We start from the raw sequence: 23,136 nt of genomic DNA, 5'->3' as shown, positions 1-23,136 counted from the left end.
AGGAAATTTTATGAGCTTTCTTAAAGAATTCCGCGAATTCGCAATGCGCGGCAACGTAGTAGATATGGCAGTCGGTGTGATCATCGGTGGTGCTTTTGGTAAAATCGTAAGTTCACTTGTCGGTGACGTAGTGATGCCTGTATTAGGTATTTTAACTGGTGGCGTGGATTTCAAAGATTTGAAAATCACGTTAGCTCAAGCTGTAGGTGAAACCCCAGCAGTAACCTTAAACTACGGTGTATTTATTCAAAACGTCTTTGATTTCATCATCATTGCATTCGCAATCTTCATGATGATCAAAGGTATCAACAAAGTGAAAAAACCAGTAGAAGAAGTAAAAGGTCCTTCACAAGAAGAATTACTTACTGAAATTCGCGATTTATTAAAAAAACAATAAGAATTTAATCCAAATAAAAAAGGTTGGTATTTTACCAACCTTTTCTTTTACCTAAAATTTAAGCTTTTAATAATAATGCGACGGCCTCGCAAGCAATGCCTTCACTTCGGCCTGTAAAGCCAAGTTTTTCTGTTGTAGTTGCCTTCACATTGACTTGCTCAATATCACAATGTAAATCTTCCGCAATTTTCGCTCGCATTGCATCGATATGCGGACGCATTTTAGGGGCTTGAGCAATAATGGTCACGTCCACATTACCGACCTTATAGCCTTTTGCTTGTACTTGGCGGAATGCTTCTCGTAATAAAACACGGCTATCTGCATTCTTATATTGCATATCGGTATCAGGGAAGAGTTTACCAATATCACCTAATGCTACTGCACCTAATAAAGCATCTGTTAAGGCATGTAAGGCGACATCACCATCAGAATGGGCAATAAACCCAGTGTGGTAAGGCACTTCAACGCCACCAATAATTAAAGGGCGGTCTTCACCAAAGGCATGAACATCAAACCCATGTCCAATTCGTATCATAGTGTTTTCCTTGTTAAATAAAATTCGGCTAAAGCTAAATCTTCTGGACGTGTAACTTTAATATTATCACTTCGTCCTGCAACTAAGTGCGGTTGAAATCCGGCAAGTTCCATCGCAGAGGCTTCATCTGTAATATTGGCGCCTTGAGAAAGCCCCTGTTTAAGTGCATTTCTTAATAGATCGCAACGGAAAAATTGAGGCGTCTGAGCAAGCCAAAGTTCGGAGCGATCTTCTGTTTTAATAATATTTTGTTGTTTATTCGCGCGTTTAATCGTATCGACCGCCGGAATAGCTAAAATAGCACCTTGCTCATCATCGATTTGGAGCAATTTATCTAAATCTTGATGTGTTAAACAAGGTCTGGCTGCATCATGCACCAACACCCAAGCATGGTCATTTTTGATCGCGTTGAGTCCATTTAGAACTGACTCAGCGCGTGTTTCCCCCCCTTCAACGAGGGAGATGTTTTGATGAGGGAATAAGGTAATTTCAGAAAGATAGGGATCATTTTTTCCCACCGCAAGGATAACGTGATTGATTGCAGGATGGGATAGAATGACTGAGAGCGTATGTTCCAGAATCGTCTTGTCTAGGATTTTCAGATATTGCTTCGGTTTGTTTGCTTGCATACGGCTTCCAACACCCGCAGCAGGAATGACGGCAATAATTTCGCGGTTCATTATTTATGCTCTTTGACGATGTGATAGAACACTTCGTTTGGTTTGACCATATCATGACTCATGCGTGCACGCTCTTCAATAGATTCAAAGCCTTTTGTTAATCCTTGAATTTCGGCGGAAATCATTTGATTTCTTTGTGAGAGCTTTTCATTTTCAGCTTTATTCTCTTTGATTTGAGCTTCGACATCTTTGTAGTCAAAATAGCCGTTTTTACCAAACCAAAGATCGTACTGAAATAGCACGAGAATACCCACTAAAATTCCAATGAAAAGACGCATAAATTACCTATTATTTCTGAAAACTGGGGATAGTTTACCGTGAAATACAGCGAAATGCGATGAAAAAGTGCGGTTAAAAAATAAGATGATTTTTGAAATGATTTCATCGGGCTTGTTAGATTACTTCAAAATGAAAAATGTGATCTATCTCACAAATTAGTTATAAAGTTTGATAAACCCATAGTCACTGCCCAAATAGGCTTGTTATACTTTTGCCTGTCATTATGACTTTTTAACAGAAGGAAAAATCAATGAAAACAACATTAAAACTTACCGCTATTGCAGCGATGTCAGCATTTATTTTAACCGGTTGTGCGACTCAAGATAAGAGCGCAGAAGCAGATGCACAGCTTCAACAACAAGCGGTATTAGGTCTTAACTGGATTCAACAATCAGGTGAATACCAAGCCCTTTCTTACCAAGCATACAATGCGGCAAAAGTGGCATTTGATCACGCTAAAGTGAAAAAAGGTAAGAAAAAAGCTGTTGTGGTGGACTTAGATGAAACTATGTTAGATAACAGCCCTTATGCAGGTTGGCAAGTTCAAAACAATAAACCATTTGATGGCAAAGACTGGACTCGTTGGGTAGAAGCTCGTCAATCAGGTGTTGTACCAGGCGCAGTAGAATTCAATAACTATGTAAATACCCACGGCGGTAAAATGTTCTACGTTTCTAATCGTAAAGAAAGCAATGAAAAAGCAGGTACGATCGATGACATGAAACGTTTAGGTTTTAATGGTGTTGAAGACTCAGCGTTTTACTTGAAAAAAGATAAATCACCAAAAGCAGCACGTTTTGAAGAAATTGAAAAACAAGGTTATGAAATCGTCGTTTATGTAGGTGATAACCTCGATGACTTCGGTGATGCGATCTACGGTAAACAAAATGCAGAACGTCGTGATTTCGTTGCACAAAACAAAGCGAAATTTGGTAAAACATTCATCGTTTTACCTAACCCGAACTACGGCGGTTTTGAAGGTGGTTTAGCAAAAGATTACTTCAAAGGTGATTCAAGCAGCAAAGTGAAAGCACGTTTAGATGCGATTAAAGCTTGGGATGGTAAATAATCTCCTGTTTTAAATAAAGCAACACCCGCAGAGATGCGGGTGTTTTGTTTTAGTCGAAAAGTGCGGTCTATTTTCGCATCATTTTTTCTTTATGGGCAGCGAAGTCGCCACCTTTGGCAAGCATACGAAGTTGTAAGATAACACGCTCTTTTAGCAAGTCTTGTTCAGCCTTAGTCATATCTAAGGCATTGGAGCCTGCCGTGAAAACGATGGTTACCATGCCTTCTGCCTGAACATAAGAGACATATTGAGAGTAGTGATTTTTCTTCGCAATATATTCGGCCAATTCATCGACAAAGTGTTTGATTTCGCGGGCAGCTGCGGTACGGAAAGCTTGAGATGTGCCCGAACTTTCACGTAAGAGCAAACGGAACACGTTGGTGCTGTGAGTGATAAATTCAAAAAAGGTTTCAACAGAAACACGGATGACACTGCCGCCGGCATCAATGCGTTTACGCGCTTGGCGCATTAATTGACGGAGGGTTAAACCTGCTTCATCTACCATTTCTAATCCGAGCTCATCCATATCGCTAAAGTGGCGATAGAAAGAAGTTGGTGCAATGCCCGCTTCGCGCGCAACTTCACGTAAGCTTAAATTAGAAAAGCTTTTTTCTGCACTCAACTGATTGAATGCGGCATCAATTAAGGCCCGACGGGTTTTTTCTTTTTGAATTGCTCGAACACCAGCCATTTGGTTTTCCTCAGCTTATGATAAATTATTTTTTATTCGCTAAAATCGATTTAACTTGTTCGCTGATTGCATTTGCAACGCGTTCGTAACGATTACGTAACGGTGAACCTGGGCGGTAAACAAGCGCAATAGTACGAGACGGTTCTGGCGAATGGCAAGGAATATATTTTACACCTGCACGTGTGCCTTCATTTAATACAGCAAGTTCTGGCATAAAGGTGATGCCTGCATTAGCTGCCACCATATTACGCAACGTTTCAAGGCTAGTGGCTTGGAAGTGAGAGTCTTCTTTAGCACCGGCCGTAAAACAATAATCGAGTGCTTGATTACGTAAGCAATGCCCATCATCCAACATAAGCATTTCTTGCCCTTTTAAGGTATTCATGGCAATTTTACTTTCTGAAGCCCAAGGATGTTGGTCGGATACAGCGAGTAACATTTTTTCATCAAAAATAGGCACTTCGATAAACGCTTCAGTTTCGGGTACGCGAGCGACAATCGCACAATCTAGGCGGCCCGTTTCTAATTGTTCTAATAATTGATGGGTTTGAGCTTCGTAAAGAAATACTTCAAGATCAGGGAAAGTTTCTTTCAATGTTGGTACAATGTAAGGTAGTAGATAAGGACCAACAGTTGGGATGAGTCCAATGTGTAATGGCCCCGTCATTTCTTTACCTTGATTGCTAGCCATTTCTTTAAGTAATTTTACTTCACGTAATACAGTGCGAGCTTGTTCCACAAGTAACATGCCCGATTGCGTGAAGAGCACTTTACGGCTCGTACGTTCAAGTAAAATAATGCCTAACTCATCTTCGAGTTTGCGGATTTGGCCACTTAAAGTGGGTTGGCTAACATTGCAAGAATCCGCCGCTCGACGGAAATGTTTGAATTCAGAAAGGGCAACTAAGTATTCTAAATCACGAATATTCATAGGGTTCTCACTTTATAGAATATGTCAATTAAAAGGATAGAATTAATTGATTGTAACTATATCACAAAACTTTCTATAATGCCTATCAAGTTTTTAAGGCAAATTCATTTAACTAACAGAGGAGACACATTATGTCTAATATGGAAGGAAAAAAAGTCCCACAAGTTACATTTCGTACTCGTCAAGGTGATCAATGGGTTGATGTGACTACATCTGAATTATTTGATAACAAAACAGTTGTTGTATTCTCATTACCAGGTGCTTTCACGCCAACTTGTTCATCTTCTCACTTACCACGTTATAACGAACTCGCACCCGTTTTCAAACAACATGGTGTAGATGATATTTTAGTTGTATCAGTAAATGATACGTTTGTTATGAATGCGTGGAAAGAAGCTGAAGAAGCACATAACGTGAAATTCATTCCAGATGGTAACGGTACTTTCACTGAAGGTATGGGCATGTTAGTTGGAAAAGATGATTTAGGTTTTGGTAAACGTTCTTGGCGTTATTCTATGCTTGTGAAAAATGGCGTAGTTGAAAAAATGTTTATTGAACCAAATGAACCAGGCGATCCATTTAAAGTATCGGATGCAGATACCATGTTGAAATACATTGCACCAAATTACCAAGTGCAAGAATCAATCTCAATCTTCACTAAACCTGGTTGCCCATATTGTGCGAAAGCAAAACAACTTTTACGCGATAAAGGTTTAAGCTTTGAAGAAATCGTATTAGGTCACGATGCAACAATCGTGAGTGTACGTGCAGTTTCTGGTCGTTCAACTGTGCCACAAGTATTTATTGGTGGTAAACACATCGGTGGTAGCGACGATTTAGAAAAATACTTTGCATAATTGATTGCAAATAGGTATTTTTTATATTTTTGATTATTAGGAACATAATGTAAAAGGGAGCGAAAGCTCCCTTTTTGTTGTTTGTGATTTTGTTTTTATATTCTTAAGCATTAAAGCCAATGTAGCAAACCGAAACTAAAACAATGTAAAAAATGACCGCACTTAGCAGTAATAATTTTACGGCAAGTTTAGGTTTGCGCTGGTGCAGTTTATAAAGCAAACGTGCAATCAAAACTAAAACAAAGGGATACACCCAAAAGATAATCGAGAAAAGATCGATCTGAAAATCGCTCAGTGTAGGGTTTTTCACAAAAGAAGTAGAAAGCAGAGAGGCCATGGGCCACAGTAAAATGGGTAAACAAAATGCCGCAAGTCCCCAAGCGAAGCCACTAAATCCTGTCGGCATAGTTTGTTTTTTCATAATGAACCTTATATGATTGACGAAAAATAAAAAGGAATATAACAAATGCCATCTTTATTTGATAGTGAAACCGATGTGCCAGAAGAGAGAAAAGTATTGAAACGCACATTGAGCGCACAAAAAATCACGTTTATTTTGACCGCACTTTGCGCGGTGATTTATCTCTTGCAGAATGTCGGGTTTGAAGAGCCAATTATTGATTTATTCCATTATCCTGCTTATTCTTGGGAAGATCAGGAAGTATGGCGCTATTTCACTCATGCTATTGTTCATTTGTCGGTACCGCATATTTTATTTAATCTTTCGTGGTTCTGGTTATTTGGTGGTGCGATTGAACGCCGATTTGGTTCTTTCCATTTTTTATTATTGGTCTTAGTGTCTGCTGCAGTGAGTGGCGCTGTACAGAATTACTTTACCGGTCCAGCCTTTTTCGGATTATCTGGCGTCGTATATGCGGTGTTAGGTTATGTGTTGGTGGTGGACAAATTGCATCCGCATAGCTTTGACTTACCGGAAGGTTTTTTTACAATGTTACTGGTAGGGCTTGTATTTGGCTTTATTAGTCCGCTTTTTGGTATTAATATAGGCAACGCAGCTCATATTTCAGGCTTTATCTTAGGATTAGTTTGGGGATTTCTGCAGAGTAAAATTAAGGCTAAATCGTTTAGCTAATTCAAATTTATAGGCATTTATATGAAGCAATCATTACGCCATCAGAAAATTATTGAGCTTGTGACGCAAAAAGGCTATGCCAGCACAGAAGAGTTGGTGGTAGAGCTGGATGTAAGCCCTCAGACGATTCGTCGCGATCTGAACATCCTTGCGGAACAAGATTTAATTCGACGCCATCATGGTGGTGCGGCACCTTCTTCTACCGCAGAGAATTCCGATTATATTGAACGTAAACAATTTTTCCCTTCCCAAAAAAGTGCTATTGCCCGTGAGGTAGTAAAACGTATTCCAAATGGTGCCTCCTTATTTATTGATATTGGAACCACGCCTGAAGCGGTAGCAAGTGCCTTGTTAAATCATGAACGTTTACGCATTGTGACAAATAATCTCAATGCGGCTCATTTATTACGTCAAAATGAAACCTTTGATATTACGATGGCGGGTGGTTCTTTGCGTAAGGATGGGGGAATTATTGGTGAGGCAACGGTTAATTTTATTTCGCAATTCCGTTTAGATTTCGGGATTCTGGGTATTAGTGCGATTGACCTTGATGGCTCATTATTGGACTATGATTATCACGAAGTCCAAGTTAAACGAGCCATTATAGAAAGCTCTCGCCAAACGTTATTAGCGACCGACCATTCGAAATTCTCTCGACAAGCGATTGTGCGATTGGGTGAGCTTAAAGATGTAGATTATCTTTTCACTGATGATGTGCCAAAACAAATTGCGGATTATTTAGAAAATAGCAACACAAAGTTAGTGATTTGCAAATGATAGAAATAGGAAGTGCGGCCAAAATTGACCGCACTTTTTTTGTAGGCATCCATGCTTAGCCACTGCTGTTTCGACCAATCCAAAATTAACCCCATTCATGCCAACATCCTTATTAATATGAGATAAGGCTAATTTTGCTGCATATTAAATTATTAAATTTTAGGGATAAAAACGGACGACAAATCATTCGACTGCCAATTCTTTATTTAGGACTACGGGGAAGGTTTGCTTGAAGAGTCAAGAAAGACAAGATCTTGATAGATCAAGTGGAGTACATCGAGATCCCTCTCTAAATGTAATTTATTTATACTGCTGTTTTTAAAAAAAGGGAATATTAAAATTACAAATCTGTGATCGAGATCACAATTTAAATGCAAAAAGAAAGCCACTTATTTTTGTTTAGAAAATAAGCGGCTATTTTACTGATTTTTTATCGATTTAAATTCACAGCGCCTTCATAACCTAGCTGTCGCCAAGCTTCATAAATCGTCACGGCTACCGAGTTAGATAAGTTCATGCTACGGCTATTTGCGGTCATAGGAATCCGGATTTTTTGCTCCATTGGCATACTATCTAAAATAGACATGGGAATACCACGTGTTTCAGGACCAAACATCAAGTAATCCCCTAATTCAAATTGTACTTCGCTATGTGCAGGACTACCTTTGGTTGTAAGTGCAAAAAGACGTTTCGGTTTTTCGTTTTCTAAAAAAGCTTCAAAGGTTTTATGCTTTTTGATTTCTGCAAATTCATGATAATCCAAACCCGAGCGACGTAATTTTTTATCATCCCAGGTGAAGCCAAGCGGCTCGATTAGATGAAGGCGAAAGCCAGTATTGGCACAAAGACGAATAATATTCCCCGTATTTTGAGGAATTTCAGGTTCGTATAACACAATATCTAACATAATCATTTCCTAATCTTTTTGATACAGGCGATAACTCACCATACCTGTAGTTTTTTCTTTTAGTAATTGCCAATTGTCAGGCACGCTAAGCGGTTTGTCTTTTTCTGTTTCCACATAAATCAACGCACGAGGTAACAACCAATTCTTTTCCTCTAAGAGATCTATTGCTTGTTCTGCTAAACCAAAATGGAAAGGTGGATCTAAAAATACCACATCAAAGTGCGGTTGATTTTGCGCTTGTTTTAAAAATTCTAAGCTATTTTGATTGATTACCTGAGCTTGTTCACTCGTTGTTTTTAGTGTTTGCAAATTTTTCTTTAATTGATTTGCCACATTTTTATCTAACTCTAAAAACGTCACCTGTTTCGCTTGGCGAGAAAGGGCCTCAAAGCCAAGTGAGCCACTGCCCGCAAAGCAATCAAGACAATGGCTATTTACAATATAAGGTATCAACCAGTTGAATAAGGTTTCTTTTACGCGATCGCCTGTTGGACGCAAACCTTCCGCATTTAAAACCGGTAATTTTCGCCCTCGCCAAAGACCTGCGATGATTCGAACTTCGCCTTTGGCATTTTGAACTTGCATTTTTTTCATAAAGAAACAGATTTTTAGTGAAAATTGTGCTTAGTTTAGACGATTTTTTGCTAGAATAGGCAGTATTTTTTACAGATTTGTGTTTAAGAGAAGAATTTATGTCAGAAGAAAAGAAAAAAGGTGGATTTTGGGCCTCCCTTTTTGGTCGCAATAAAAAGCAAGAAGAACAAAAAATTGAGCCAATTATTGAAGAGCCATCTGTAGAACCTACCGAGGTTTCACCTGAGGAAGAAATTGTTCACGCTGAAGAGAACGTTCAATTAGAGAAAGTTGAACAGGAAGAATTACAGGAATTAGCTGAACAACTGCAAGAAGAGAAAGCAGAAGAGATCGTTGTTGAGCATCTTGAACCTATCGTAGAAGAAGTGATTTCACCTAAAAGTGCGGTCAATATTGAACCTGTTTTAGATACACCGGTGATTGAAACAATTGATGAAGAAACGGCAAAAACAGAAGAAATTTCAACCGCACTTCCTACAGAAGAGCCAACAGAAAGCATTATTGAACCAGATAATGTCATTGAAGATCTTCCTGTGGTTGAAGCGGAGATTGAATCTGAAATTGTTGACGATGTTAAAGACGAATTACGTTCAGAGATCGATACCGAAACACAAGAAAAACCAAGTGAAGGTGGCTTTTTCAGCCGTTTAGTTAAAGGTTTACTCAAAACCAAGCAAAATATTGGTGCGGGTTTCCGATCTTTCTTTTTAGGTAAAAAAATTGATGATGATTTGTTTGATGAGTTGGAAGAGCAGCTTTTAATTGCCGATATTGGTGTGCCAACAACGAATAAAATCATTAAGAATTTAACCGAGCATGCAAGTCGTAAACAATTACAAGATGCAGAATTACTTTACCAACAACTTAAAGTTGAAATGGCGGAGATCTTAAAACCTGTCGCGCAGCCGCTAGTTATTGATACGACTAAAAAACCATATGTTATTTTAATGGTTGGTGTGAATGGTGTAGGTAAAACAACCACAATTGGTAAGTTAGCTCGTAAATTCCAAAATGAAGGTAAATCAGTCATGTTAGCAGCAGGGGATACTTTCCGTGCGGCGGCAGTAGAACAACTTCAAGTGTGGGGGGAGCGTAACAATATTCCGGTGGTGGCACAAAGTACGGGTTCAGATTCTGCGTCGGTGATTTTTGATGCGATGCAATCTGCCGCAGCACGTAACATTGATGTTTTAATTGCGGATACGGCAGGACGTTTACAAAATAAAAATAATCTCATGGATGAATTGAAGAAAATTGTTCGCGTCATGAGAAAATACGATGAAACGGCACCGCACGAAATTATGCTTACTCTTGATGCGGGTGCAGGACAAAATGCAATTAGCCAAGCGAAACTCTTTGATGAAGCAGTTGGACTAACCGGTATCTCATTAACCAAGTTAGACGGTACAGCAAAAGGTGGGGTAATTTTCGCCATTGCAGATCAGTTTAATTTACCAATTCGTTATATTGGTGTGGGTGAAAAGATTGAAGATTTACGCGAATTTAATGCAGAAGAATTTATTGAAGCATTGTTTGTTCACGAAAATGAAGAATAAAAAGGAATAATAAAGTGATTCGATTTTCAAATGTCTCTAAAGCTTATCACGGTGCGACTCAGCCGGCCTTGCAGGGTTTGAATTTTCATCTTCCTGTCGGAAGTATGACTTATCTTGTTGGGCATTCAGGCGCAGGTAAAAGTACCTTGCTTAAATTAATCATGGGAATGGAAAAGGCGAATGCTGGTAATATTTGGTTTAATGGTCATGATATTACGCGTTTGTCTAAGTATGAAATCCCATTTTTACGTCGTCAAATCGGCATGGTTCACCAAGATTACCGTCTATTAACGGATCGTAGCGTGGCAGAAAATGTGGCGTTGCCATTGATTATTGCGGGAATGAACCCGAAAGAAGCGCATACACGCGCATTGGTTGCATTAGATCGTGTGGGCTTACGTAGTAAAGCCAATTATATGCCGCCACAAATTTCAGGTGGGGAGCAACAACGCGTGGATATCGCACGTGCAATCGTACATAAACCGCAACTTTTATTAGCGGATGAGCCTACAGGTAACCTTGATGATGAACTTTCCTTAGGGATTTTCAATCTGTTTGAAGAGTTTAATCGTTTAGGCATGACGGTGTTAATTGCGACACACGATATCAATTTAATTCAACAAAAACCAAAACCATGTCTTGTGCTTGAACAAGGCTACTTACGCTATTAAGGATAAAAAATGACAAGACGTATTGATGCTTCTTTTGGCGTGCAAACTGCTTATACTTTGCGTTCTGTTTTGAACGATTTAGTAAAACGTAAATTTGGTACATTACTAACAATTCTTGTGATTGCCGTGTCTCTAACGATTCCAACGGTGAGCTATTTGTTATGGAAAAATTTACACTTAGCGACGACTCAATTTTATCCGGAAAGCGAGCTCACAATCTATTTACATAAAAATTTAAGTGAAGAAGATGCTAACTTAGTGGTAGAAAAAATTCGTCAGCAAGAAGGTGTTGAATCGTTAAATTATGTTTCTCGCCAAGACAGTTTGAAAGAATTTAAAAGTTGGTCTGGTTTTGGTGAAGAGTTAGAAATTTTAGATGACAACCCATTGCCGGCGGTGGTGATGGTGAAACCGTCTAAAGCATTTAATGAATCAGAAAAACGAGCTGAGTTACGCGCAAATTTAAATAAAATTAAAGGCGTGCAAGAAGTTCGACTAGATAATGATTGGATGGAAAAATTGACCGCACTTTCGTGGCTTTTTGCACACGTGGCAATTTTCTGCACGGTGTTAATGACAATAGCTGTATTCCTTGTTATCGGAAATAGCATTCGATCCGATGTTTATAGCAGTCGTGCGAGTATTGATGTGATGAAGCTATTAGGTGCAACGGATCAATTTATTCTTCGTCCTTATCTTTATACTGGCATGATTTACGCGGTGTTGGGCGGATTGATTGCAGCGCTATTTAGCAGTCTTATTGTCGGGTACTTTACTTCAGCGGTGAAGTATGTGACGGATATCTTTGCAGTTACATTTGAGCTCAATGGATTAGGTGTAGGCGAGCTGATCTTCTTATTAGTAAGTTGCTTGATTATGGGGTATGTTGGTGCATGGATTGCAGCAACAAGACATATTGCAATGTTAGATAACAAACTATAAATTTTACTTATATAAAGTGCGGTCATTTTTTGTCGTGTTTTCAGCTGAAAAACATTCGGGGAAAATGACCGCACTTTTTGTATGTGGAAATTAATTGAACAAAAAGCTTGCATAATTAGGTGTTTTTGTGTAATATCCACGGGCTTTCAGATATTGAAAGCCGTTTAATGTAATCATTTATTAAACGAGTATTACGATATGTAATACTAACAATGTTTCCGATTTGGAGACTATATAACAGGTAACTTACACCTCCTTTTCTATTTTGAAGTTAGAATTGTGATTGGTGTTAGTTTTTTATTAGCTAAATTTTATTGGAGCTCTGGTCTAATGCAGAACCAAAGAATCCGTATCCGCTTAAAAGCTTTCGATCACCGTTTGATCGATCAATCTACTGCGGAGATCGTAGAAACAGCTAAACGTACTGGTGCACAAGTTCGTGGTCCAATCCCTTTACCAACTCGTAAAGAGCGTTTCACCGTGTTGATTTCTCCACACGTGAACAAAGACGCGCGTGACCAATACGAAATTCGTACACACAAACGTTTAGTAGATATCGTAGAGCCAACAGAAAAAACTGTTGATGCATTAATGCGTTTAGATTTGGCTGCCGGCGTGGACGTGCAGATCAGCCTAGGTTAATTAAGAGGTTATTACAATGATTGGTTTAGTCGGTCGTAAAGTTGGTATGACCCGTATCTTCAATGAAGACGGTGTTTCTGTACCAGTTACCGTTATCGAAATCGAAGCCAACCGCGTAACTCAAGTTAAAACTCTTGAAAACGATGGCTATACTGCAGTTCAAGTTACTACTGGTTCTAAAAAAGCGAATCGTGTAACTAAACCTGAAGCAGGCCATTTCGTGAAAGCAGGTGTTGAAGCTGGTCGCGGTTTATGGGAATTTCGTACTGAAGGTGAAGAATTCACTTTAGGTCAAGAAATCAATGTTGACATCTTTGCAGATGTTAAAAAAGTAGATGTTACTGGTACTTCTAAAGGTAAAGGTTTCCAAGGTGGTGTTAAACGTTGGAACTTCCGTACTCAAGATGCTACACACGGTAACTCTTTATCACATCGTGTACTTGGTTCTATTGGTCAAAACCAAACTCCAGGTCGTGTGTTTAAAGGTAAAAAAATGGCAGGACATTTAGGTGCTGAGCGTGTAACCGTTCAATCACTTGAAGTTGTTCGTGTAGATGCTGAGCGTAAATTGCTATTAGTAAAAGGTTCTGTACCTGGTGCTATCAATGGCGATGTTATCGTTAAGCCGGCAGTTAAAGCATAAGTCTAGGAGATAGAGATGGAATTACAAGTTGTAGGTGCAAACGCACTAACTGTTTCTGAAACTACCTTCGGACGTGAGTTTAACGAAGCTTTGATTCACCAAGTTGTTGTTGCTTATGCAGCAGGTGCTCGTCAAGGTACTCGTGCGCAAAAAACTCGTGCTGAAGTGTCTGGTTCAGGTAAAAAACCTTGGCGTCAAAAAGGTACAGGTCGTGCTCGTTCTGGTGATATCAAATCACCAATCTGGCGTTCTGGTGGTACAACCTTCGCGGCAAAACCACAAGATCACAGCCAAAAAGTGAACAAGAAAATGTACCGTGGTGCTATCAAAAGCATTCTTTCTGAATTAGTTCGTCAAGACCGTTTGGTTGTTGTTGAAAAATTCGAATTAGATGCACCAAAAACTAAAGTATTAGTACAAAAATTAAAAGATTTAGCAGTTGAAGATGCGTTAATTATCACAGCAAGTTTAGATGAAAATCTATTCTTAGCGGCACGTAACTTATATAAAGTTGATGTACGTGATGTTCAAGGTATCGATCCAGTTAGCTTAATCGCTTTCGATAAAGTGATTGTTACTGTTGACGCTGTGAAACAAATTGAGGAGATCCTAGCATGAGTCAAGAACGTTTGCTAAGCGTGCTACGTGCACCGCACATCTCTGAAAAAGCAACTAACAATGCTGAAAAATCTAACACTGTTGTACTTAAAGTTGCTTTAGATGCGAACAAAGCTGAAATTGCTGCTGCTGTTGCTCAATTATTTGAAGTAAAAGTTGACTCAGTTCGTACTGTGGTTGTTAAAGGTAAAACTAAACGCCGTGGTAACAAAATGGGTCGTCGCAGCGACTGGAAAAAAGCTTATGTAACTTTAGCCGAAGGCCAAAACTTGGACTTCGTGGACAGTGCAGAGTAATCGGAGGAAATTAGAGAATGGCTATCGTTAAATGTAAGCCGACCTCCGCTGGTCGTCGTCACGTTGTTAAAATCGTGAACCCTGAATTATACAAGGGTAAACCTTACGCGCCTCTTCTAGATACTAAATCTAAAACTGGTGGTCGTAACAATTATGGTCGTATTACCACTCGCCACATCGGTGGTGGTCATAAACAACATTACCGTTTAATCGATTTCAAACGTAACAAGTTAGATATCCCAGCGGTTGTTGAACGTTTAGAATATGATCCAAACCGTTCAGCTAACATTGCTTTAGTGCTTTATAAAGATGGTGAACGCCGTTATATCTTAGCACCTAAAGGTTTGTCAGTTGGCGATCAAATCCAATCTGGCGTTAACTCACCAATTAAAGTGGGTAACTCATTACCAATGCGTAATATCCCAGTTGGTTCAACAGTACATAACGTTGAATTAAAACCAGGTAAAGGCGGTCAAATCGCTCGTTCTGCTGGTGCTTATGTACAAATCATCGCTCGTGAAGGCAACTACGTAACTTTACGTTTACGTTCAGGCGAAATGCGTAAAGTATTAGCTGAATGTGTTGCTACAATCGGTGAAGTTGGTAACTCAGAACATATGCTTCGCGTATTGGGTAAAGCTGGTGCTAACCGCTGGAGAGGCATTCGCCCTACAGTTCGTGGTACAGCAATGAACCCAGTAGATCACCCACACGGTGGTGGTGAAGGTCGTAACTTTGGTAAACACCCAGTAACTCCTTGGGGCGTTCAAACTAAAGGTAAGAAAACTCGTCACAACAAACGTACTGATAAATATATCGTACGTCGTCGTGGCAAATAATTTAAATTAATAAGAGGATAAGCCATGCCACGTTCTCTCAAGAAAGGTCCTTTCCTTGACCTACACTTGTTGAAGAAGGTAGAGAAGGCGGTGGAAAGCGGGGATAAAAAACCAATCAAAACTTGGTCCCGTCGTTCAATGATCATTCCTTCAATGATCGGATTGACCATCGCAGTCCATAATGGTCGTCAGCACGTTCCTGTTTATGTATCTGATGAAATGATCGGCCATAAATTAGGTGAATTTGCACCGACTCGTACATACCGCGGTCACGCGGCAGATAAGAAAGCTAAGAAATAAGAGGTAAATAGATGGAAACTATCGCAAAACATCGTTACGCTCGCACTTCTGCCCAAAAAGCTCGCTTAGTTGCCGATTTAATTCGTGGTAAAAAAGTTGCGCAAGCATTAGAAATCTTAACTTTTACTAACAAAAAAGCTGCGGCTTTGGTGAAAAAAGTATTAGAGTCTGCTATTGCTAACGCAGAGCATAATGATGGTGCAGATATCGATGATCTTAAAGTTGCTAAAATCTTCGTTGACGAAGGTCCTAGCATGAAACGTGTTATGCCACGTGCTAAAGGTCGTGCAGATCGTATTTTAAAACGTACTAGCCACATCACTGTGGTTGTGTCAGATCGTTAATAAGTAGAGGAATAGCAATGGGTCAAAAAGTAAATCCAAATGGTATTCGCCTAGGTATTGTAAAACCTTGGAACTCTACTTGGTTCGCGAATACACAAGATTTCGCCGACAATCTTGACGGTGACTTCAAAGTACGCAAATTCTTAACTAAAGAATTAGCAAACGCTTCGGTTTCACGTATTACTATTGAGCGTCCAGCGAAAAGTATTCGTGTAACAATTCACACAGCTCGCCCTGGTATCGTTATCGGTAAAAAAGGTGAAGATGTTGAAAAATTACGTAACGCAGTATCTCAAATCGCTGGCGTTCCGGCTCAAATCAACATTGCTGAAGTGAAAAAACCGGAATTAGATGCAAAATTAGTTGCAGACAGCATCGCTTCTCAATTAGAACGTCGTGTAATGTTCCGTCGTGCTATGAAACGTGCGGTACAAAGCGCAATGCGTTTAGGTGCTAAAGGTATCAAAGTTGAAGTTAGCGGGCGTTTAGGTGGTGCAGAAATCGCACGTTCTGAATGGTATCGTGAAGGTCGTGTACCTCTACATACTCTTCGTGCGGACATCGATTATAACACTGCAGAAGCTCATACTACATACGGCGTAATTGGCGTTAAAGTATGGATCTTCAAAGGTGAAATTTTGGGTGGAATGGCTGCAGTTGCGCAATCAGAACAACAACCTGCCGACAAGCCTAAAAAGGCTCCGCGTGGCAAAGGTCGTAAGTAAGGAGAAACGCTAAATGTTGCAACCAAAACGTACAAAATTCCGTAAAGTTCACAAAGGCCGTAACCGTGGTATCGCGGGTGGTACTGAAGTTAGTTTCGGTACATTCGGGTTAAAAGCAGTTGGTCGTGGTCGTTTAACCGCTCGTCAAATTGAAGCGGCTCGTCGTGCAATGACACGTGCAGTTAAACGTCAAGGTAAAATCTGGATTCGTGTTTTCCCAGATAAACCAATTACTGAAAAACCATTAGAAGTCCGTATGGGTAAAGGTAAAGGTAACGTTGAGTACTGGGTAGCCTTAATCCAACCGGGTAAAGTACTTTATGAAATGGATGGTGTGTCAGAAGAGATCGCAAGACAAGCATTTGCATTAGCAGCTGCTAAATTGCCAATCAAGACTACCTTCGTAACTAAGACGGTGATGTAATGAAAGCTCAAGATTTACGTACAAAAAGTGTTGAAGAGCTGAATAATGAGTTAGTGAACCTTTTAGGTGAACAATTCAAATTGCGTATGCAAACAGCCACCGGTCAGCTTCAACAAACCCATCAGGCTAAACAAGTGCGTCGTGATATCGCACGTGTTAAAACCATTTTAACTGAGAAGGCGGGTGAGTAATGACTGATAAAATTCGTAGCGTACAAGGTAAAGTTGTTAGCGACAAAATGGAAAAATCTTTCGTTGTTGCTATTGAACGTAAGGTAAAACACCCGTTATACGGTAAATTTATCCGTCGTACAACTAAATTACACGTACACGATGAGAACAACGAAGCCAAATTAGGTGATGTAGTAGAGATTCGCGAATGTCGCCCTCTCTCTAAAACCAAATCTTGGACTTTAGTTCGTGTTGTTGAGAAAGCAGTTATTGCTTAATTAACAAGTTAAAAAATAAAAGCCAATGGTTTATACCGTTGGCTTTTTTCTTTCCAAAACTTGCTAAAAAGTCATGAAAATTTGACCGCACTTTAAATACACTAATTTAAGCATAAAATTTTGATTGCGTTTCTAGCTTGATTTTGGTAAACTCCGCCACCTATCCGCCATATATCTTTATAAGGCATGGATAGGTTCGTCCCGCAAGGGTGTATTATTAACTTAACGGAGCATAAAATATGATCCAAGAACAGACTATGCTGGATGTTGCCGATAACTCTGGTGCTCGCAGCGTAATGTGTATCAAGGTTCTAGGTGGATCGCACCGTCGTTATGCTGCTATTGGTGATATCATCAAAGTTACTGTGAAAGAAGCAATTCCACGCGGTAAAGTTAAAAAAGGTGATGTATTAAAAGCAGTTGTTGTGCGCACCAAGAAGGGTGTTCGTCGCCCAGACGGATCAGTCATTCGCTTCGATGGTAACGCTTGTGTAATTTTAAACAATAACACAGAGCAACCAATCGGTACTCGTATTTTTGGACCGGTGACTCGTGAACTTCGTTCTGAGAAATTCATGAAGATCATTTCTTTGGCACCAGAAGTACTGTAAGGAGAAGTGAGAAATGGCTGCAAAAATTCGTCAAAACGATGAAGTAATCGTACTTGCCGGTAAAGACAAAGGCAAGCGTGGCAAGGTAACTAAAGTGTTACCAAACGGTAAAGTGTTTGTTGAAGGTATCAACATCATCACTAAACATGAAAAACCAGTTCCTGCTTTAGGACAAGCTGGTGGTTTAGTGAAAAAAGAAGCAGCTATCGATGCTTCTAATGTTGCGATTTTCAATCCAAAAACAAACAAAGCTGACCGTGTAGGTTTTAGATTCGAAGACGGCAAGAAAGTACGTTTCTTCAAATCTAACAATGAAATTATCTAACAAACTGGAGTAATGCGATGGCGAAACTGCATGATTACTACAGAGATCAAGTAGTAAACGAGTTAAAAAATAAATTCGGCTACAAATCTGTCATGCAAGTCCCACGAATCGAAAAGATTACCCTGAATATGGGTGTGGGTGAAGCATTGACCGATAAGAAATTGCTAGACAACGCAGTAGCGGACTTAGCAGCAATTAGCGGTCAAAAACCTTTAGTAACTAAAGCTCGTAAATCTGTTGCTGGCTTTAAAATCCGTCAGGGATATCCAATCGGTTGTAAAGTAACACTACGCGGTGAGCGTATGTGGGAGTTCTTTGAACGTTTAATTACAATTGCTGTTCCACGTATTCGTGACTTCCGCGGTTTAAGCGCGAAATCATTTGATGGTCGTGGTAACTACAGCATGGGTGTGCGTGAACAAATCATCTTCCCTGAAATCGATTACGATAAAGTAGATCGTGTACGTGGTTTAGATATCACTATCACAACTACTGCTAAGAATGATGAAGAAGGTCAAGCACTACTTGCTGCCTTTAATTTCCCATTCCGTAAATAAGGCAGGTTATAATGGCAAAACAATCAATGAAAGCACGCGATGTAAAACGCGTTAAATTGGCTGAAAAATTCTTCGCTAAACGTGCAGAATTAAAGAAAATCATTTCTGATGTCAATGCCTCTGACGAAGATCGTTGGAATGCAGTGTTAAAATTACAAACTTTACCACGTGATTCTAGCCCTAGTCGTCAACGTAACCGTTGCCGCCAAACTGGACGTCCTCACGGCGTTTTACGTAAGTTTGGTTTAAGCCGTATTAAGGTTCGTGAAGCTGCTATGCGCGGCGAGATCCCAGGCCTTAGAAAAGCGAGCTGGTAATATACCACTTTATTTTGGAATCGGAGAAAAAGTACAATGAGTATGCAAGATCCAATCGCAGATATGTTGACCCGTATTCGTAACGGTCAAGCTGCGAACAAAGTTGCAATCAATATGCCTTCTTCCAAGCTAAAAGTGGCAATTGCCAACGTATTAGCTGCTGAAGGTTATATCGAAAGCGTTAAAGTTTTAGAAGGTGCAAAACCTGAATTGGAAATTACTTTAAAATATTTCCAAGGCAAACCGGTTGTAGAAAGCATCCAACGTGTAAGCCGTCCTGGTCTTCGTATTTACAAACGTAAAGACGAATTACCAAAAGTTATGGGTGGTTTAGGTGTTGCTGTAATTTCTACATCTAAAGGTGTTATGACTGACCGTGCAGCTCGTCAAGCGGGCTTAGGCGGTGAGATCATCTGTTACGTAGCTTAATAGAGGGGTAGGAAAATGTCTCGTGTTGCAAAGGCACCTGTTAATATTCCTGCCGGCGTTGAAGTTAAACTCGACGGTCAGCTATTAACAGTAAAAGGAAAAAATGGCGAGTTATCTCGCACAATTCATCACTCAGTTGAAGTTAAACAAGATAATGGTCAATTTACTTTCACTCCACGTGAAGGTTTTGTTGAAGCGAATGCTCAATCGGGTACAGCTCGTGCATTAGTTAATGCAATGGTTATCGGTGTTACTGAAGGCTTCACTAAGAAATTACAACTAGTGGGTGTTGGTTACAGAGCTCAAGTTAAAGGCAACGTAGTTGCATTAAGCTTAGGTTTCTCTCACCCTGTGGAGCACACTTTACCAGCAGGTATTACTGCTGAATGCCCTTCACAAACGGAAATCGTTTTAAAAGGTGCTGACAAGCAGTTAATTGGTCAAGTTGCAGCAGATATTCGTGCTTATCGCCGTCCTGAACCTTATAAAGGTAAAGGTGTACGTTACTCTGATGAAGTAGTACGTATGAAAGAGGCTAAGAAGAAATAATTAAGGTAACACTATGGATAAGAAATCAGCTCGTATCCGTCGTGCAGCTCGTGCACGTCATATGATGAGAGAGCAAGGTGTAACTCGTCTAGTTATTCACCGTACTCCGCGTCATATCTACGCACAAGTTATTGCACCAAACGGTTCAGAAGTGCTTGCCGCTGCTTCAACTGTTGAAAAAGCAATTCGTGAGCAAGTTAAATATACCGGTAATAAAGATGCCGCAGCAGTAGTAGGTAAACTTGTTGCTGAGCGCGCATTAGCAAAAGGCGTTAAAGACGTTGCTTTTGACCGTTCCGGTTTTAAATATCATGGTCGTGTCCAAACTTTAGCGGACGCTGCACGTGAAGCTGGTCTACAGTTCTAATGAGGTAAATTGAGATGTCAAACATCGAAAAACAAGCTGGTGAACTGCAAGAGAAGCTAATCGCAGTAAACCGTGTATCAAAAACTGTAAAAGGTGGTCGTATTATGAGCTTTACTGCTTTAACAGTAGTAGGCGATGGTAACGGTCGCGTAGGTTTTGGTTATGGTAAAGCTCGCGAAGTTCCGGCAGCGATCCAAAAAGCGATGGAAAAAGCACGTCGCAATATGATTAATGTCGCTTTAAATGAAGGTACATTACAACACCCAGTTAAAGGTGTTCACACTGGTTCTCGCGTATTTATGCAACCAGCTAGCGAAGGTACAGGTATCATCGCAGGTGGTGCAATGCGTTCAGTGTTAGAAGTTGCTGGTGTACGTAACGTTCTTTCTAAAGCGTATGGTTCAACCAACCCAATCAACGTTGTTCGTGCAACTATTGATGCATTAGCAAATATGAAATCACCAGAAATGGTTGCTGCTAAACGTGGCAAAACCGTTGATGAAATTTTGGGGTAATTGATAATGGCTAAAACTATTAAAGTAACTCAAGTTCGTAGCTCAATTGCTCGTTTACCGAAGCACAAAGCTACCTTGCGTGGTCTTGGTCTTCGCCATATGCACCATACTGTTGAGTTAATCGATACTCCGGCAGTACGTGGTATGATTAACCAAGTTTCATACATGGTTAAAGTGGAGGAGTAAGAGAATGCGTTTAAATACTCTATCTCCGGCTGAAGGTGCTAAGCACAGCGCAAAACGCCTTGGTCGTGGTATTGGTTCAGGTTTAGGAAAAACTGGTGGTCGTGGTCATAAAGGTCAAAAATCTCGTACTGGCGGCGGTGTTCGTCGTGGTTTCGAGGGTGGCCAAATGCCATTATACCGTCGTTTACCAAAATTTGGTTTCACTTCAATGAAATCAGCGGTAACTGCTGAAGTTCGTTTAAACGAATTAACAAAAGTTGAAGGAAATGTTGTCACTTTAGAAGCATTAAAAGCTGCAAACATTTTAACTAAAGATATTCAATTCGCTAAAGTTATCTTAGCTGGTGAAGTGAAATCTGCAGTTACTGTACGTGGTTTACGTGTAACTAAAGGTGCAAAAGCAGCAATCGAAGCTGCTGGCGGTTCAGTTGAGGAATAATTAGCAAATGGCTAAACAACCAGGTTATCAAAGCAGAAGTACTAATAGTGGTACTGGTGAACTAAAAAGCAGATTGCTTTTTGTATTAGGTGCACTTATCGTTTATCGTATTGGTTCTTTTATTCCGCTTCCTGGTATTGATGCCGCCGTGCTAGCTCAATTAGTTGAACAACAAAAAGGCACCATCATTGATATGTTAAACATGTTCTCTGGTGGTGCATTGAGCCGAGCATCAATTTTAGCATTAGGTATCATGCCGTATATCTCGGCATCTATCGTAATGCAATTGCTTGCTACGGTTTCACCTGCTTTAGCAGAATTGAAAAAAGAAGGCGCTGCAGGACAAAGAAAAATCACCAAGTATACTCGTTATGCAACGGTGGTTTTTGCTACTATCCAAGCTATCGCAATTTCTACCGGTTTACCGAATATGTTGCCACAATTAGTGCCAAATATCGGTTTTACTTTTTACTTCACTGCAGTAGTGAGTCTTGTTACCGGAACCATGTTCTTAATGTGGTTAGGTGAGCAAATTACTGAAAGAGGTATTGGTAACGGTATCTCAATTCTTGTTTTTGGTGGTATTGTTGCAGGATTGCCACATGCAATCATCGAAACAGTTGAGCAAGCTCGTCAAGGACAAATGCATCCTTTAGTTCTTCTACTAATCGCTGCTATTGTTTTTGCAGTAACTTACTTTGTTGTCTTCGTAGAGCGTGGACAACGTAGAATTCGTGTTGAATATGCTAAGCGTCAACAAGGGCGTCAAATTTTAGGTGGTCATTCAACTCACTTACCATTAAAAGTTAATATGGCAAACGTAATGCCAGCAATTTTTGCTTCAAGCATTATTTTATTCCCTGCTACATTGACACAATGGTTTGGTCAGAATGATAAGTTTGAGTGGTTAAATGACTTATCAATGTTGTTGAATCCTGGACAACCTTTATATCTTCTTGTTTATGCGGTAGCGATTATTTTCTTCAGTTTCTTCTACACTGCAATGCAATATAATCCACGTGATACAGCAGATAATCTAAAAAAATCTGGTGCATTTATCCCAGGAATTAGACCAGGTGAACAAACATCTCGTTACATTGATAAAGTAATGACTCGCTTAACATTAATTGGCGGTCTTTATGTAACGTTCGTATGTTTAGTCCCTTATATTATGACATCAGCATGGGATGTTAAATTCTACTTCGGTGGTACTTCCTTATTAATCGTTGTTGTTGTAATTATGGATTTTATCGTGCAAGTTCAGAGTCACTTAATGTCGTCTCAATATGAATCTGCGTTAAAAAAAGCAAACCTTAAAGGTTTTGGACAATAATTGTTCATTTAAGTAAAAAGGATAAGCAATGAAAGTTCGTGCTTCCGTTAAGAAGATGTGTCGTAACTGTAAAATTGTTAAACGTGAAGGTGTTGTTCGCGTATTATGCAGCGACCCTAAACACAAACAACGTCAAGGTTAATTAACATTTCTTCTTGCAAAGAACCGGTTGAGTAGTTATACTACTCAACTCATTTATGTCCTTGGTATTCTGTTTGAGTATCCTGAAAACGGGCTTTTCAAGATCAGA

At 39.8% G+C, this 23,136-nt stretch carries 39 protein-coding genes; 31 read left to right on the top strand and 8 right to left on the bottom strand.

All coding sequences use genetic code 11. The features are described from left to right. Positions 1-10 precede the first annotated feature (10 nt). Positions 11-397 carry a large-conductance mechanosensitive channel protein MscL gene (gene mscL / locus INP95_RS02025; protein ID WP_049364681.1) on the top strand — a complete coding sequence of 129 codons (387 nt, stop codon included), beginning with the start codon at positions 11-13 and terminating at the stop codon, positions 395-397. 58 nt (positions 398-455) lie between these two features. Here mscL and ispF read toward each other — a convergent pair whose 3' ends face one another. From ispF to ftsB, 3 genes are read right to left on the bottom strand one after another with little or no spacing between them, the layout of a single operon-like run. Then, positions 456-932, bottom strand: a complete 477-nt coding sequence (gene ispF / locus INP95_RS02020; RefSeq protein WP_049369923.1) for a 2-C-methyl-D-erythritol 2,4-cyclodiphosphate synthase — start codon at positions 930-932, stop codon at positions 456-458. Further along, positions 929-1,612 (bottom strand): 2-C-methyl-D-erythritol 4-phosphate cytidylyltransferase, encoded by a 684-nt coding sequence (gene ispD, locus INP95_RS02015; protein ID WP_197560797.1) that lies wholly within the window; start codon positions 1,610-1,612, stop codon positions 929-931. The genes ispF and ispD overlap by 4 nt, the downstream gene beginning before the upstream one ends. Beyond that, entirely contained in the window at positions 1,612-1,890 is a 279-nt protein-coding gene (gene ftsB / locus INP95_RS02010; RefSeq protein ID WP_014064556.1) for a cell division protein FtsB, read from the bottom strand. Before ftsB ends, ispD begins: the two co-directional genes overlap by 1 nt. Before the next feature lie 251 nt (positions 1,891-2,141). Here ftsB and INP95_RS02005 point away from each other — a divergent pair, with 251 nt between their 5' ends. Continuing rightward, on the top strand, positions 2,142-2,960 hold the full coding sequence (locus INP95_RS02005; RefSeq protein WP_197545011.1) for a 5'-nucleotidase, lipoprotein e(P4) family: 819 nt from the start codon (positions 2,142-2,144) through the stop codon (positions 2,958-2,960). A 67-nt stretch (positions 2,961-3,027) separates the two neighbouring features. Here the strand turns inward: INP95_RS02005 and fabR are convergent, their stop codons facing one another. Both fabR and oxyR read right to left on the bottom strand, forming a co-directional pair. Next, positions 3,028-3,651, bottom strand: coding sequence for an HTH-type transcriptional repressor FabR (gene fabR, locus INP95_RS02000; RefSeq protein WP_014064558.1), 624 nt, complete (start codon positions 3,649-3,651; stop codon positions 3,028-3,030). 25 nt (positions 3,652-3,676) lie between these two features. After that, entirely contained in the window at positions 3,677-4,582 is a 906-nt protein-coding gene (oxyR, locus tag INP95_RS01995) for a DNA-binding transcriptional regulator OxyR (protein WP_197545010.1), read from the bottom strand. A 131-nt stretch (positions 4,583-4,713) separates the two neighbouring features. Here oxyR and pgdx point away from each other — a divergent pair, with 131 nt between their 5' ends. After that, a complete protein-coding gene (pgdx, locus tag INP95_RS01990) occupies positions 4,714-5,439 on the top strand; it encodes a hybrid peroxiredoxin PGdx (protein WP_049364685.1) in 726 nt (241 codons plus the stop codon). Between the two features lie 103 nt (positions 5,440-5,542). Here the strand turns inward: pgdx and INP95_RS01985 are convergent, their stop codons facing one another. After that, positions 5,543-5,860 carry a DUF5389 domain-containing protein gene (locus INP95_RS01985; RefSeq protein WP_197560796.1) on the bottom strand — a complete coding sequence of 106 codons (318 nt, stop codon included), beginning with the start codon at positions 5,858-5,860 and terminating at the stop codon, positions 5,543-5,545. Between the two features lie 96 nt (positions 5,861-5,956). Here INP95_RS01985 and INP95_RS01980 point away from each other — a divergent pair, with 96 nt between their 5' ends. Next, positions 5,957-6,532: a rhomboid family intramembrane serine protease gene (locus tag INP95_RS01980; RefSeq protein WP_197561025.1), complete on the top strand. Its 576-nt coding sequence runs from the start codon at positions 5,957-5,959 to the stop codon at positions 6,530-6,532. Positions 6,533-6,553: 21 nt separating this feature from the next. Next, a complete protein-coding gene (locus tag INP95_RS01975; protein ID WP_197560795.1) occupies positions 6,554-7,309 on the top strand; it encodes a DeoR/GlpR family transcriptional regulator in 756 nt (251 codons plus the stop codon). A 430-nt stretch (positions 7,310-7,739) separates the two neighbouring features. On the opposite strand, the gene trmL is transcribed toward INP95_RS01975, so the two are convergent. Then, positions 7,740-8,216, bottom strand: coding sequence for a tRNA (uridine(34)/cytosine(34)/5-carboxymethylaminomethyluridine(34)-2'-O)-methyltransferase TrmL (trmL, locus tag INP95_RS01970; protein ID WP_197560794.1), 477 nt, complete (start codon positions 8,214-8,216; stop codon positions 7,740-7,742). A gap of 9 nt (positions 8,217-8,225) precedes the next feature. Then, positions 8,226-8,810, bottom strand: coding sequence for a 16S rRNA (guanine(966)-N(2))-methyltransferase RsmD (gene rsmD / locus INP95_RS01965; RefSeq protein ID WP_197560793.1), 585 nt, complete (start codon positions 8,808-8,810; stop codon positions 8,226-8,228). A gap of 98 nt (positions 8,811-8,908) precedes the next feature. Here rsmD and ftsY point away from each other — a divergent pair, with 98 nt between their 5' ends. The 26 genes from ftsY to rpmJ all read left to right on the top strand — a co-directional run bounded on the left by ftsY (position 8,909) and on the right by rpmJ (position 23,028). Further along, positions 8,909-10,366 (top strand): signal recognition particle-docking protein FtsY, encoded by a 1,458-nt coding sequence (gene ftsY / locus INP95_RS01960; RefSeq protein ID WP_197560792.1) that lies wholly within the window; start codon positions 8,909-8,911, stop codon positions 10,364-10,366. 14 nt (positions 10,367-10,380) lie between these two features. Beyond that, entirely contained in the window at positions 10,381-11,037 is a 657-nt protein-coding gene (ftsE, locus tag INP95_RS01955) for a cell division ATP-binding protein FtsE (protein WP_049364690.1), read from the top strand. Positions 11,038-11,046: 9 nt separating this feature from the next. Next, positions 11,047-11,979: a permease-like cell division protein FtsX gene (gene ftsX / locus INP95_RS01950; protein ID WP_070776255.1), complete on the top strand. Its 933-nt coding sequence runs from the start codon at positions 11,047-11,049 to the stop codon at positions 11,977-11,979. 330 nt (positions 11,980-12,309) lie between these two features. After that, positions 12,310-12,621: a 30S ribosomal protein S10 gene (rpsJ, locus tag INP95_RS01945; RefSeq protein WP_001181005.1), complete on the top strand. Its 312-nt coding sequence runs from the start codon at positions 12,310-12,312 to the stop codon at positions 12,619-12,621. 16 nt (positions 12,622-12,637) lie between these two features. Further along, positions 12,638-13,264, top strand: coding sequence for a 50S ribosomal protein L3 (gene rplC / locus INP95_RS01940; protein ID WP_005632753.1), 627 nt, complete (start codon positions 12,638-12,640; stop codon positions 13,262-13,264). Between the two features lie 15 nt (positions 13,265-13,279). Further along, complete coding sequence (gene rplD, locus INP95_RS01935; RefSeq protein ID WP_005695085.1) at positions 13,280-13,882, top strand: 50S ribosomal protein L4; 603 nt, start codon at positions 13,280-13,282, stop codon at positions 13,880-13,882. Next, positions 13,879-14,178, top strand: coding sequence for a 50S ribosomal protein L23 (gene rplW / locus INP95_RS01930; protein ID WP_005632756.1), 300 nt, complete (start codon positions 13,879-13,881; stop codon positions 14,176-14,178). The genes rplD and rplW overlap by 4 nt, the downstream gene beginning before the upstream one ends. 17 nt (positions 14,179-14,195) lie before the next feature. Then, positions 14,196-15,017: a 50S ribosomal protein L2 gene (gene rplB / locus INP95_RS01925; protein ID WP_005640979.1), complete on the top strand. Its 822-nt coding sequence runs from the start codon at positions 14,196-14,198 to the stop codon at positions 15,015-15,017. A 24-nt stretch (positions 15,018-15,041) separates the two neighbouring features. Next, a complete protein-coding gene (gene rpsS / locus INP95_RS01920) occupies positions 15,042-15,317 on the top strand; it encodes a 30S ribosomal protein S19 (protein WP_005539416.1) in 276 nt (91 codons plus the stop codon). 11 nt (positions 15,318-15,328) lie between these two features. Next, positions 15,329-15,661, top strand: a complete 333-nt coding sequence (gene rplV, locus INP95_RS01915) for a 50S ribosomal protein L22 (protein WP_005625897.1) — start codon at positions 15,329-15,331, stop codon at positions 15,659-15,661. A gap of 17 nt (positions 15,662-15,678) precedes the next feature. Continuing rightward, positions 15,679-16,386, top strand: a complete 708-nt coding sequence (gene rpsC, locus INP95_RS01910; protein WP_005640982.1) for a 30S ribosomal protein S3 — start codon at positions 15,679-15,681, stop codon at positions 16,384-16,386. 13 nt (positions 16,387-16,399) lie between these two features. Next, positions 16,400-16,810, top strand: a complete 411-nt coding sequence (gene rplP, locus INP95_RS01905; protein ID WP_005695088.1) for a 50S ribosomal protein L16 — start codon at positions 16,400-16,402, stop codon at positions 16,808-16,810. Next, positions 16,810-17,001, top strand: coding sequence for a 50S ribosomal protein L29 (gene rpmC / locus INP95_RS01900; protein ID WP_005695090.1), 192 nt, complete (start codon positions 16,810-16,812; stop codon positions 16,999-17,001). Before rplP ends, rpmC begins: the two co-directional genes overlap by 1 nt. Next, positions 17,001-17,258 (top strand): 30S ribosomal protein S17, encoded by a 258-nt coding sequence (gene rpsQ / locus INP95_RS01895; protein ID WP_005695091.1) that lies wholly within the window; start codon positions 17,001-17,003, stop codon positions 17,256-17,258. The genes rpmC and rpsQ overlap by 1 nt, the downstream gene beginning before the upstream one ends. Before the next feature lie 239 nt (positions 17,259-17,497). Then, positions 17,498-17,869, top strand: a complete 372-nt coding sequence (gene rplN, locus INP95_RS01890; RefSeq protein ID WP_005619403.1) for a 50S ribosomal protein L14 — start codon at positions 17,498-17,500, stop codon at positions 17,867-17,869. A gap of 13 nt (positions 17,870-17,882) precedes the next feature. Continuing rightward, positions 17,883-18,194 carry a 50S ribosomal protein L24 gene (rplX, locus tag INP95_RS01885; RefSeq protein ID WP_005695092.1) on the top strand — a complete coding sequence of 104 codons (312 nt, stop codon included), beginning with the start codon at positions 17,883-17,885 and terminating at the stop codon, positions 18,192-18,194. Positions 18,195-18,211: 17 nt separating this feature from the next. Next, positions 18,212-18,751, top strand: a complete 540-nt coding sequence (gene rplE / locus INP95_RS01880; protein ID WP_005695093.1) for a 50S ribosomal protein L5 — start codon at positions 18,212-18,214, stop codon at positions 18,749-18,751. 11 nt (positions 18,752-18,762) lie between these two features. Further along, on the top strand, positions 18,763-19,068 hold the full coding sequence (gene rpsN / locus INP95_RS01875) for a 30S ribosomal protein S14 (RefSeq protein WP_005695094.1): 306 nt from the start codon (positions 18,763-18,765) through the stop codon (positions 19,066-19,068). 36 nt (positions 19,069-19,104) lie between these two features. Then, entirely contained in the window at positions 19,105-19,497 is a 393-nt protein-coding gene (gene rpsH, locus INP95_RS01870) for a 30S ribosomal protein S8 (RefSeq protein ID WP_005625877.1), read from the top strand. 15 nt (positions 19,498-19,512) lie between these two features. Continuing rightward, complete coding sequence (gene rplF / locus INP95_RS01865; RefSeq protein ID WP_005698881.1) at positions 19,513-20,046, top strand: 50S ribosomal protein L6; 534 nt, start codon at positions 19,513-19,515, stop codon at positions 20,044-20,046. A gap of 13 nt (positions 20,047-20,059) precedes the next feature. After that, a complete protein-coding gene (gene rplR / locus INP95_RS01860; protein WP_005695097.1) occupies positions 20,060-20,413 on the top strand; it encodes a 50S ribosomal protein L18 in 354 nt (117 codons plus the stop codon). A 14-nt stretch (positions 20,414-20,427) separates the two neighbouring features. Continuing rightward, a complete protein-coding gene (gene rpsE / locus INP95_RS01855) occupies positions 20,428-20,928 on the top strand; it encodes a 30S ribosomal protein S5 (protein ID WP_005695098.1) in 501 nt (166 codons plus the stop codon). A gap of 6 nt (positions 20,929-20,934) precedes the next feature. Further along, the gene (gene rpmD / locus INP95_RS01850; RefSeq protein ID WP_005543631.1) at positions 20,935-21,114 is read left to right on the top strand and encodes a 50S ribosomal protein L30; all 180 of its coding nucleotides are present in this window, start codon (positions 20,935-20,937) and stop codon (positions 21,112-21,114) included. A gap of 4 nt (positions 21,115-21,118) precedes the next feature. Continuing rightward, positions 21,119-21,553: a 50S ribosomal protein L15 gene (gene rplO / locus INP95_RS01845; RefSeq protein WP_005695100.1), complete on the top strand. Its 435-nt coding sequence runs from the start codon at positions 21,119-21,121 to the stop codon at positions 21,551-21,553. A 7-nt stretch (positions 21,554-21,560) separates the two neighbouring features. After that, a complete protein-coding gene (secY, locus tag INP95_RS01840; protein ID WP_005695101.1) occupies positions 21,561-22,886 on the top strand; it encodes a preprotein translocase subunit SecY in 1,326 nt (441 codons plus the stop codon). Between the two features lie 28 nt (positions 22,887-22,914). Then, positions 22,915-23,028 (top strand): 50S ribosomal protein L36, encoded by a 114-nt coding sequence (gene rpmJ / locus INP95_RS01835; RefSeq protein WP_005625868.1) that lies wholly within the window; start codon positions 22,915-22,917, stop codon positions 23,026-23,028. The last annotated feature ends 108 nt before the right edge of the window (positions 23,029-23,136 follow it).

Origin of the sequence: Haemophilus parainfluenzae (assembly GCF_014931375.1) — a bacterium.
Taxonomy (GTDB): Bacteria; Pseudomonadota; Gammaproteobacteria; order Enterobacterales; family Pasteurellaceae; genus Haemophilus_D.
This window is presented reverse-complemented; position numbering and strand designations above follow the sequence as displayed.

What these genes read in the sequence shown, in the direction of transcription:
- rplW (WP_005632756.1), top strand. Translation starts at nt 13,879, where the DNA reads ATGAGTCAAGAACGTTTGCTAAGCGTGCTACGTGCACCGCACATCTCT.
- rpmC (WP_005695090.1), top strand. Translation starts at nt 16,810, where the DNA reads ATGAAAGCTCAAGATTTACGTACAAAAAGTGTTGAAGAGCTGAATAAT.
- rpsJ (WP_001181005.1), top strand. Translation starts at nt 12,310, where the DNA reads ATGCAGAACCAAAGAATCCGTATCCGCTTAAAAGCTTTCGATCACCGT.
- rplX (WP_005695092.1), top strand. Translation starts at nt 17,883, where the DNA reads ATGGCTGCAAAAATTCGTCAAAACGATGAAGTAATCGTACTTGCCGGT.
- ftsB (WP_014064556.1), bottom strand. Translation starts at nt 1,890, where the DNA reads ATGCGTCTTTTCATTGGAATTTTAGTGGGTATTCTCGTGCTATTTCAG.
- rplR (WP_005695097.1), top strand. Translation starts at nt 20,060, where the DNA reads ATGGATAAGAAATCAGCTCGTATCCGTCGTGCAGCTCGTGCACGTCAT.
- mscL (WP_049364681.1), top strand. Translation starts at nt 11, where the DNA reads ATGAGCTTTCTTAAAGAATTCCGCGAATTCGCAATGCGCGGCAACGTA.
- rplE (WP_005695093.1), top strand. Translation starts at nt 18,212, where the DNA reads ATGGCGAAACTGCATGATTACTACAGAGATCAAGTAGTAAACGAGTTA.
- fabR (WP_014064558.1), bottom strand. Translation starts at nt 3,651, where the DNA reads ATGGCTGGTGTTCGAGCAATTCAAAAAGAAAAAACCCGTCGGGCCTTA.
- ispF (WP_049369923.1), bottom strand. Translation starts at nt 932, where the DNA reads ATGATACGAATTGGACATGGGTTTGATGTTCATGCCTTTGGTGAAGAC.
- rsmD (WP_197560793.1), bottom strand. Translation starts at nt 8,810, where the DNA reads ATGAAAAAAATGCAAGTTCAAAATGCCAAAGGCGAAGTTCGAATCATC.
- ftsX (WP_070776255.1), top strand. Translation starts at nt 11,047, where the DNA reads ATGACAAGACGTATTGATGCTTCTTTTGGCGTGCAAACTGCTTATACT.
- rpsH (WP_005625877.1), top strand. Translation starts at nt 19,105, where the DNA reads ATGAGTATGCAAGATCCAATCGCAGATATGTTGACCCGTATTCGTAAC.
- INP95_RS01975 (WP_197560795.1), top strand. Translation starts at nt 6,554, where the DNA reads ATGAAGCAATCATTACGCCATCAGAAAATTATTGAGCTTGTGACGCAA.
- ftsY (WP_197560792.1), top strand. Translation starts at nt 8,909, where the DNA reads ATGTCAGAAGAAAAGAAAAAAGGTGGATTTTGGGCCTCCCTTTTTGGT.
- rpsC (WP_005640982.1), top strand. Translation starts at nt 15,679, where the DNA reads ATGGGTCAAAAAGTAAATCCAAATGGTATTCGCCTAGGTATTGTAAAA.
- rplB (WP_005640979.1), top strand. Translation starts at nt 14,196, where the DNA reads ATGGCTATCGTTAAATGTAAGCCGACCTCCGCTGGTCGTCGTCACGTT.
- rplO (WP_005695100.1), top strand. Translation starts at nt 21,119, where the DNA reads ATGCGTTTAAATACTCTATCTCCGGCTGAAGGTGCTAAGCACAGCGCA.
- ispD (WP_197560797.1), bottom strand. Translation starts at nt 1,612, where the DNA reads ATGAACCGCGAAATTATTGCCGTCATTCCTGCTGCGGGTGTTGGAAGC.
- INP95_RS01985 (WP_197560796.1), bottom strand. Translation starts at nt 5,860, where the DNA reads ATGAAAAAACAAACTATGCCGACAGGATTTAGTGGCTTCGCTTGGGGA.
- rplF (WP_005698881.1), top strand. Translation starts at nt 19,513, where the DNA reads ATGTCTCGTGTTGCAAAGGCACCTGTTAATATTCCTGCCGGCGTTGAA.
- rplN (WP_005619403.1), top strand. Translation starts at nt 17,498, where the DNA reads ATGATCCAAGAACAGACTATGCTGGATGTTGCCGATAACTCTGGTGCT.
- oxyR (WP_197545010.1), bottom strand. Translation starts at nt 4,582, where the DNA reads ATGAATATTCGTGATTTAGAATACTTAGTTGCCCTTTCTGAATTCAAA.
- rplP (WP_005695088.1), top strand. Translation starts at nt 16,400, where the DNA reads ATGTTGCAACCAAAACGTACAAAATTCCGTAAAGTTCACAAAGGCCGT.
- trmL (WP_197560794.1), bottom strand. Translation starts at nt 8,216, where the DNA reads ATGTTAGATATTGTGTTATACGAACCTGAAATTCCTCAAAATACGGGG.
- rplV (WP_005625897.1), top strand. Translation starts at nt 15,329, where the DNA reads ATGGAAACTATCGCAAAACATCGTTACGCTCGCACTTCTGCCCAAAAA.
- rpsQ (WP_005695091.1), top strand. Translation starts at nt 17,001, where the DNA reads ATGACTGATAAAATTCGTAGCGTACAAGGTAAAGTTGTTAGCGACAAA.
- INP95_RS02005 (WP_197545011.1), top strand. Translation starts at nt 2,142, where the DNA reads ATGAAAACAACATTAAAACTTACCGCTATTGCAGCGATGTCAGCATTT.
- rplC (WP_005632753.1), top strand. Translation starts at nt 12,638, where the DNA reads ATGATTGGTTTAGTCGGTCGTAAAGTTGGTATGACCCGTATCTTCAAT.
- rpmD (WP_005543631.1), top strand. Translation starts at nt 20,935, where the DNA reads ATGGCTAAAACTATTAAAGTAACTCAAGTTCGTAGCTCAATTGCTCGT.
- rpmJ (WP_005625868.1), top strand. Translation starts at nt 22,915, where the DNA reads ATGAAAGTTCGTGCTTCCGTTAAGAAGATGTGTCGTAACTGTAAAATT.
- rpsE (WP_005695098.1), top strand. Translation starts at nt 20,428, where the DNA reads ATGTCAAACATCGAAAAACAAGCTGGTGAACTGCAAGAGAAGCTAATC.
- rpsS (WP_005539416.1), top strand. Translation starts at nt 15,042, where the DNA reads ATGCCACGTTCTCTCAAGAAAGGTCCTTTCCTTGACCTACACTTGTTG.
- pgdx (WP_049364685.1), top strand. Translation starts at nt 4,714, where the DNA reads ATGTCTAATATGGAAGGAAAAAAAGTCCCACAAGTTACATTTCGTACT.
- rpsN (WP_005695094.1), top strand. Translation starts at nt 18,763, where the DNA reads ATGGCAAAACAATCAATGAAAGCACGCGATGTAAAACGCGTTAAATTG.
- secY (WP_005695101.1), top strand. Translation starts at nt 21,561, where the DNA reads ATGGCTAAACAACCAGGTTATCAAAGCAGAAGTACTAATAGTGGTACT.
- rplD (WP_005695085.1), top strand. Translation starts at nt 13,280, where the DNA reads ATGGAATTACAAGTTGTAGGTGCAAACGCACTAACTGTTTCTGAAACT.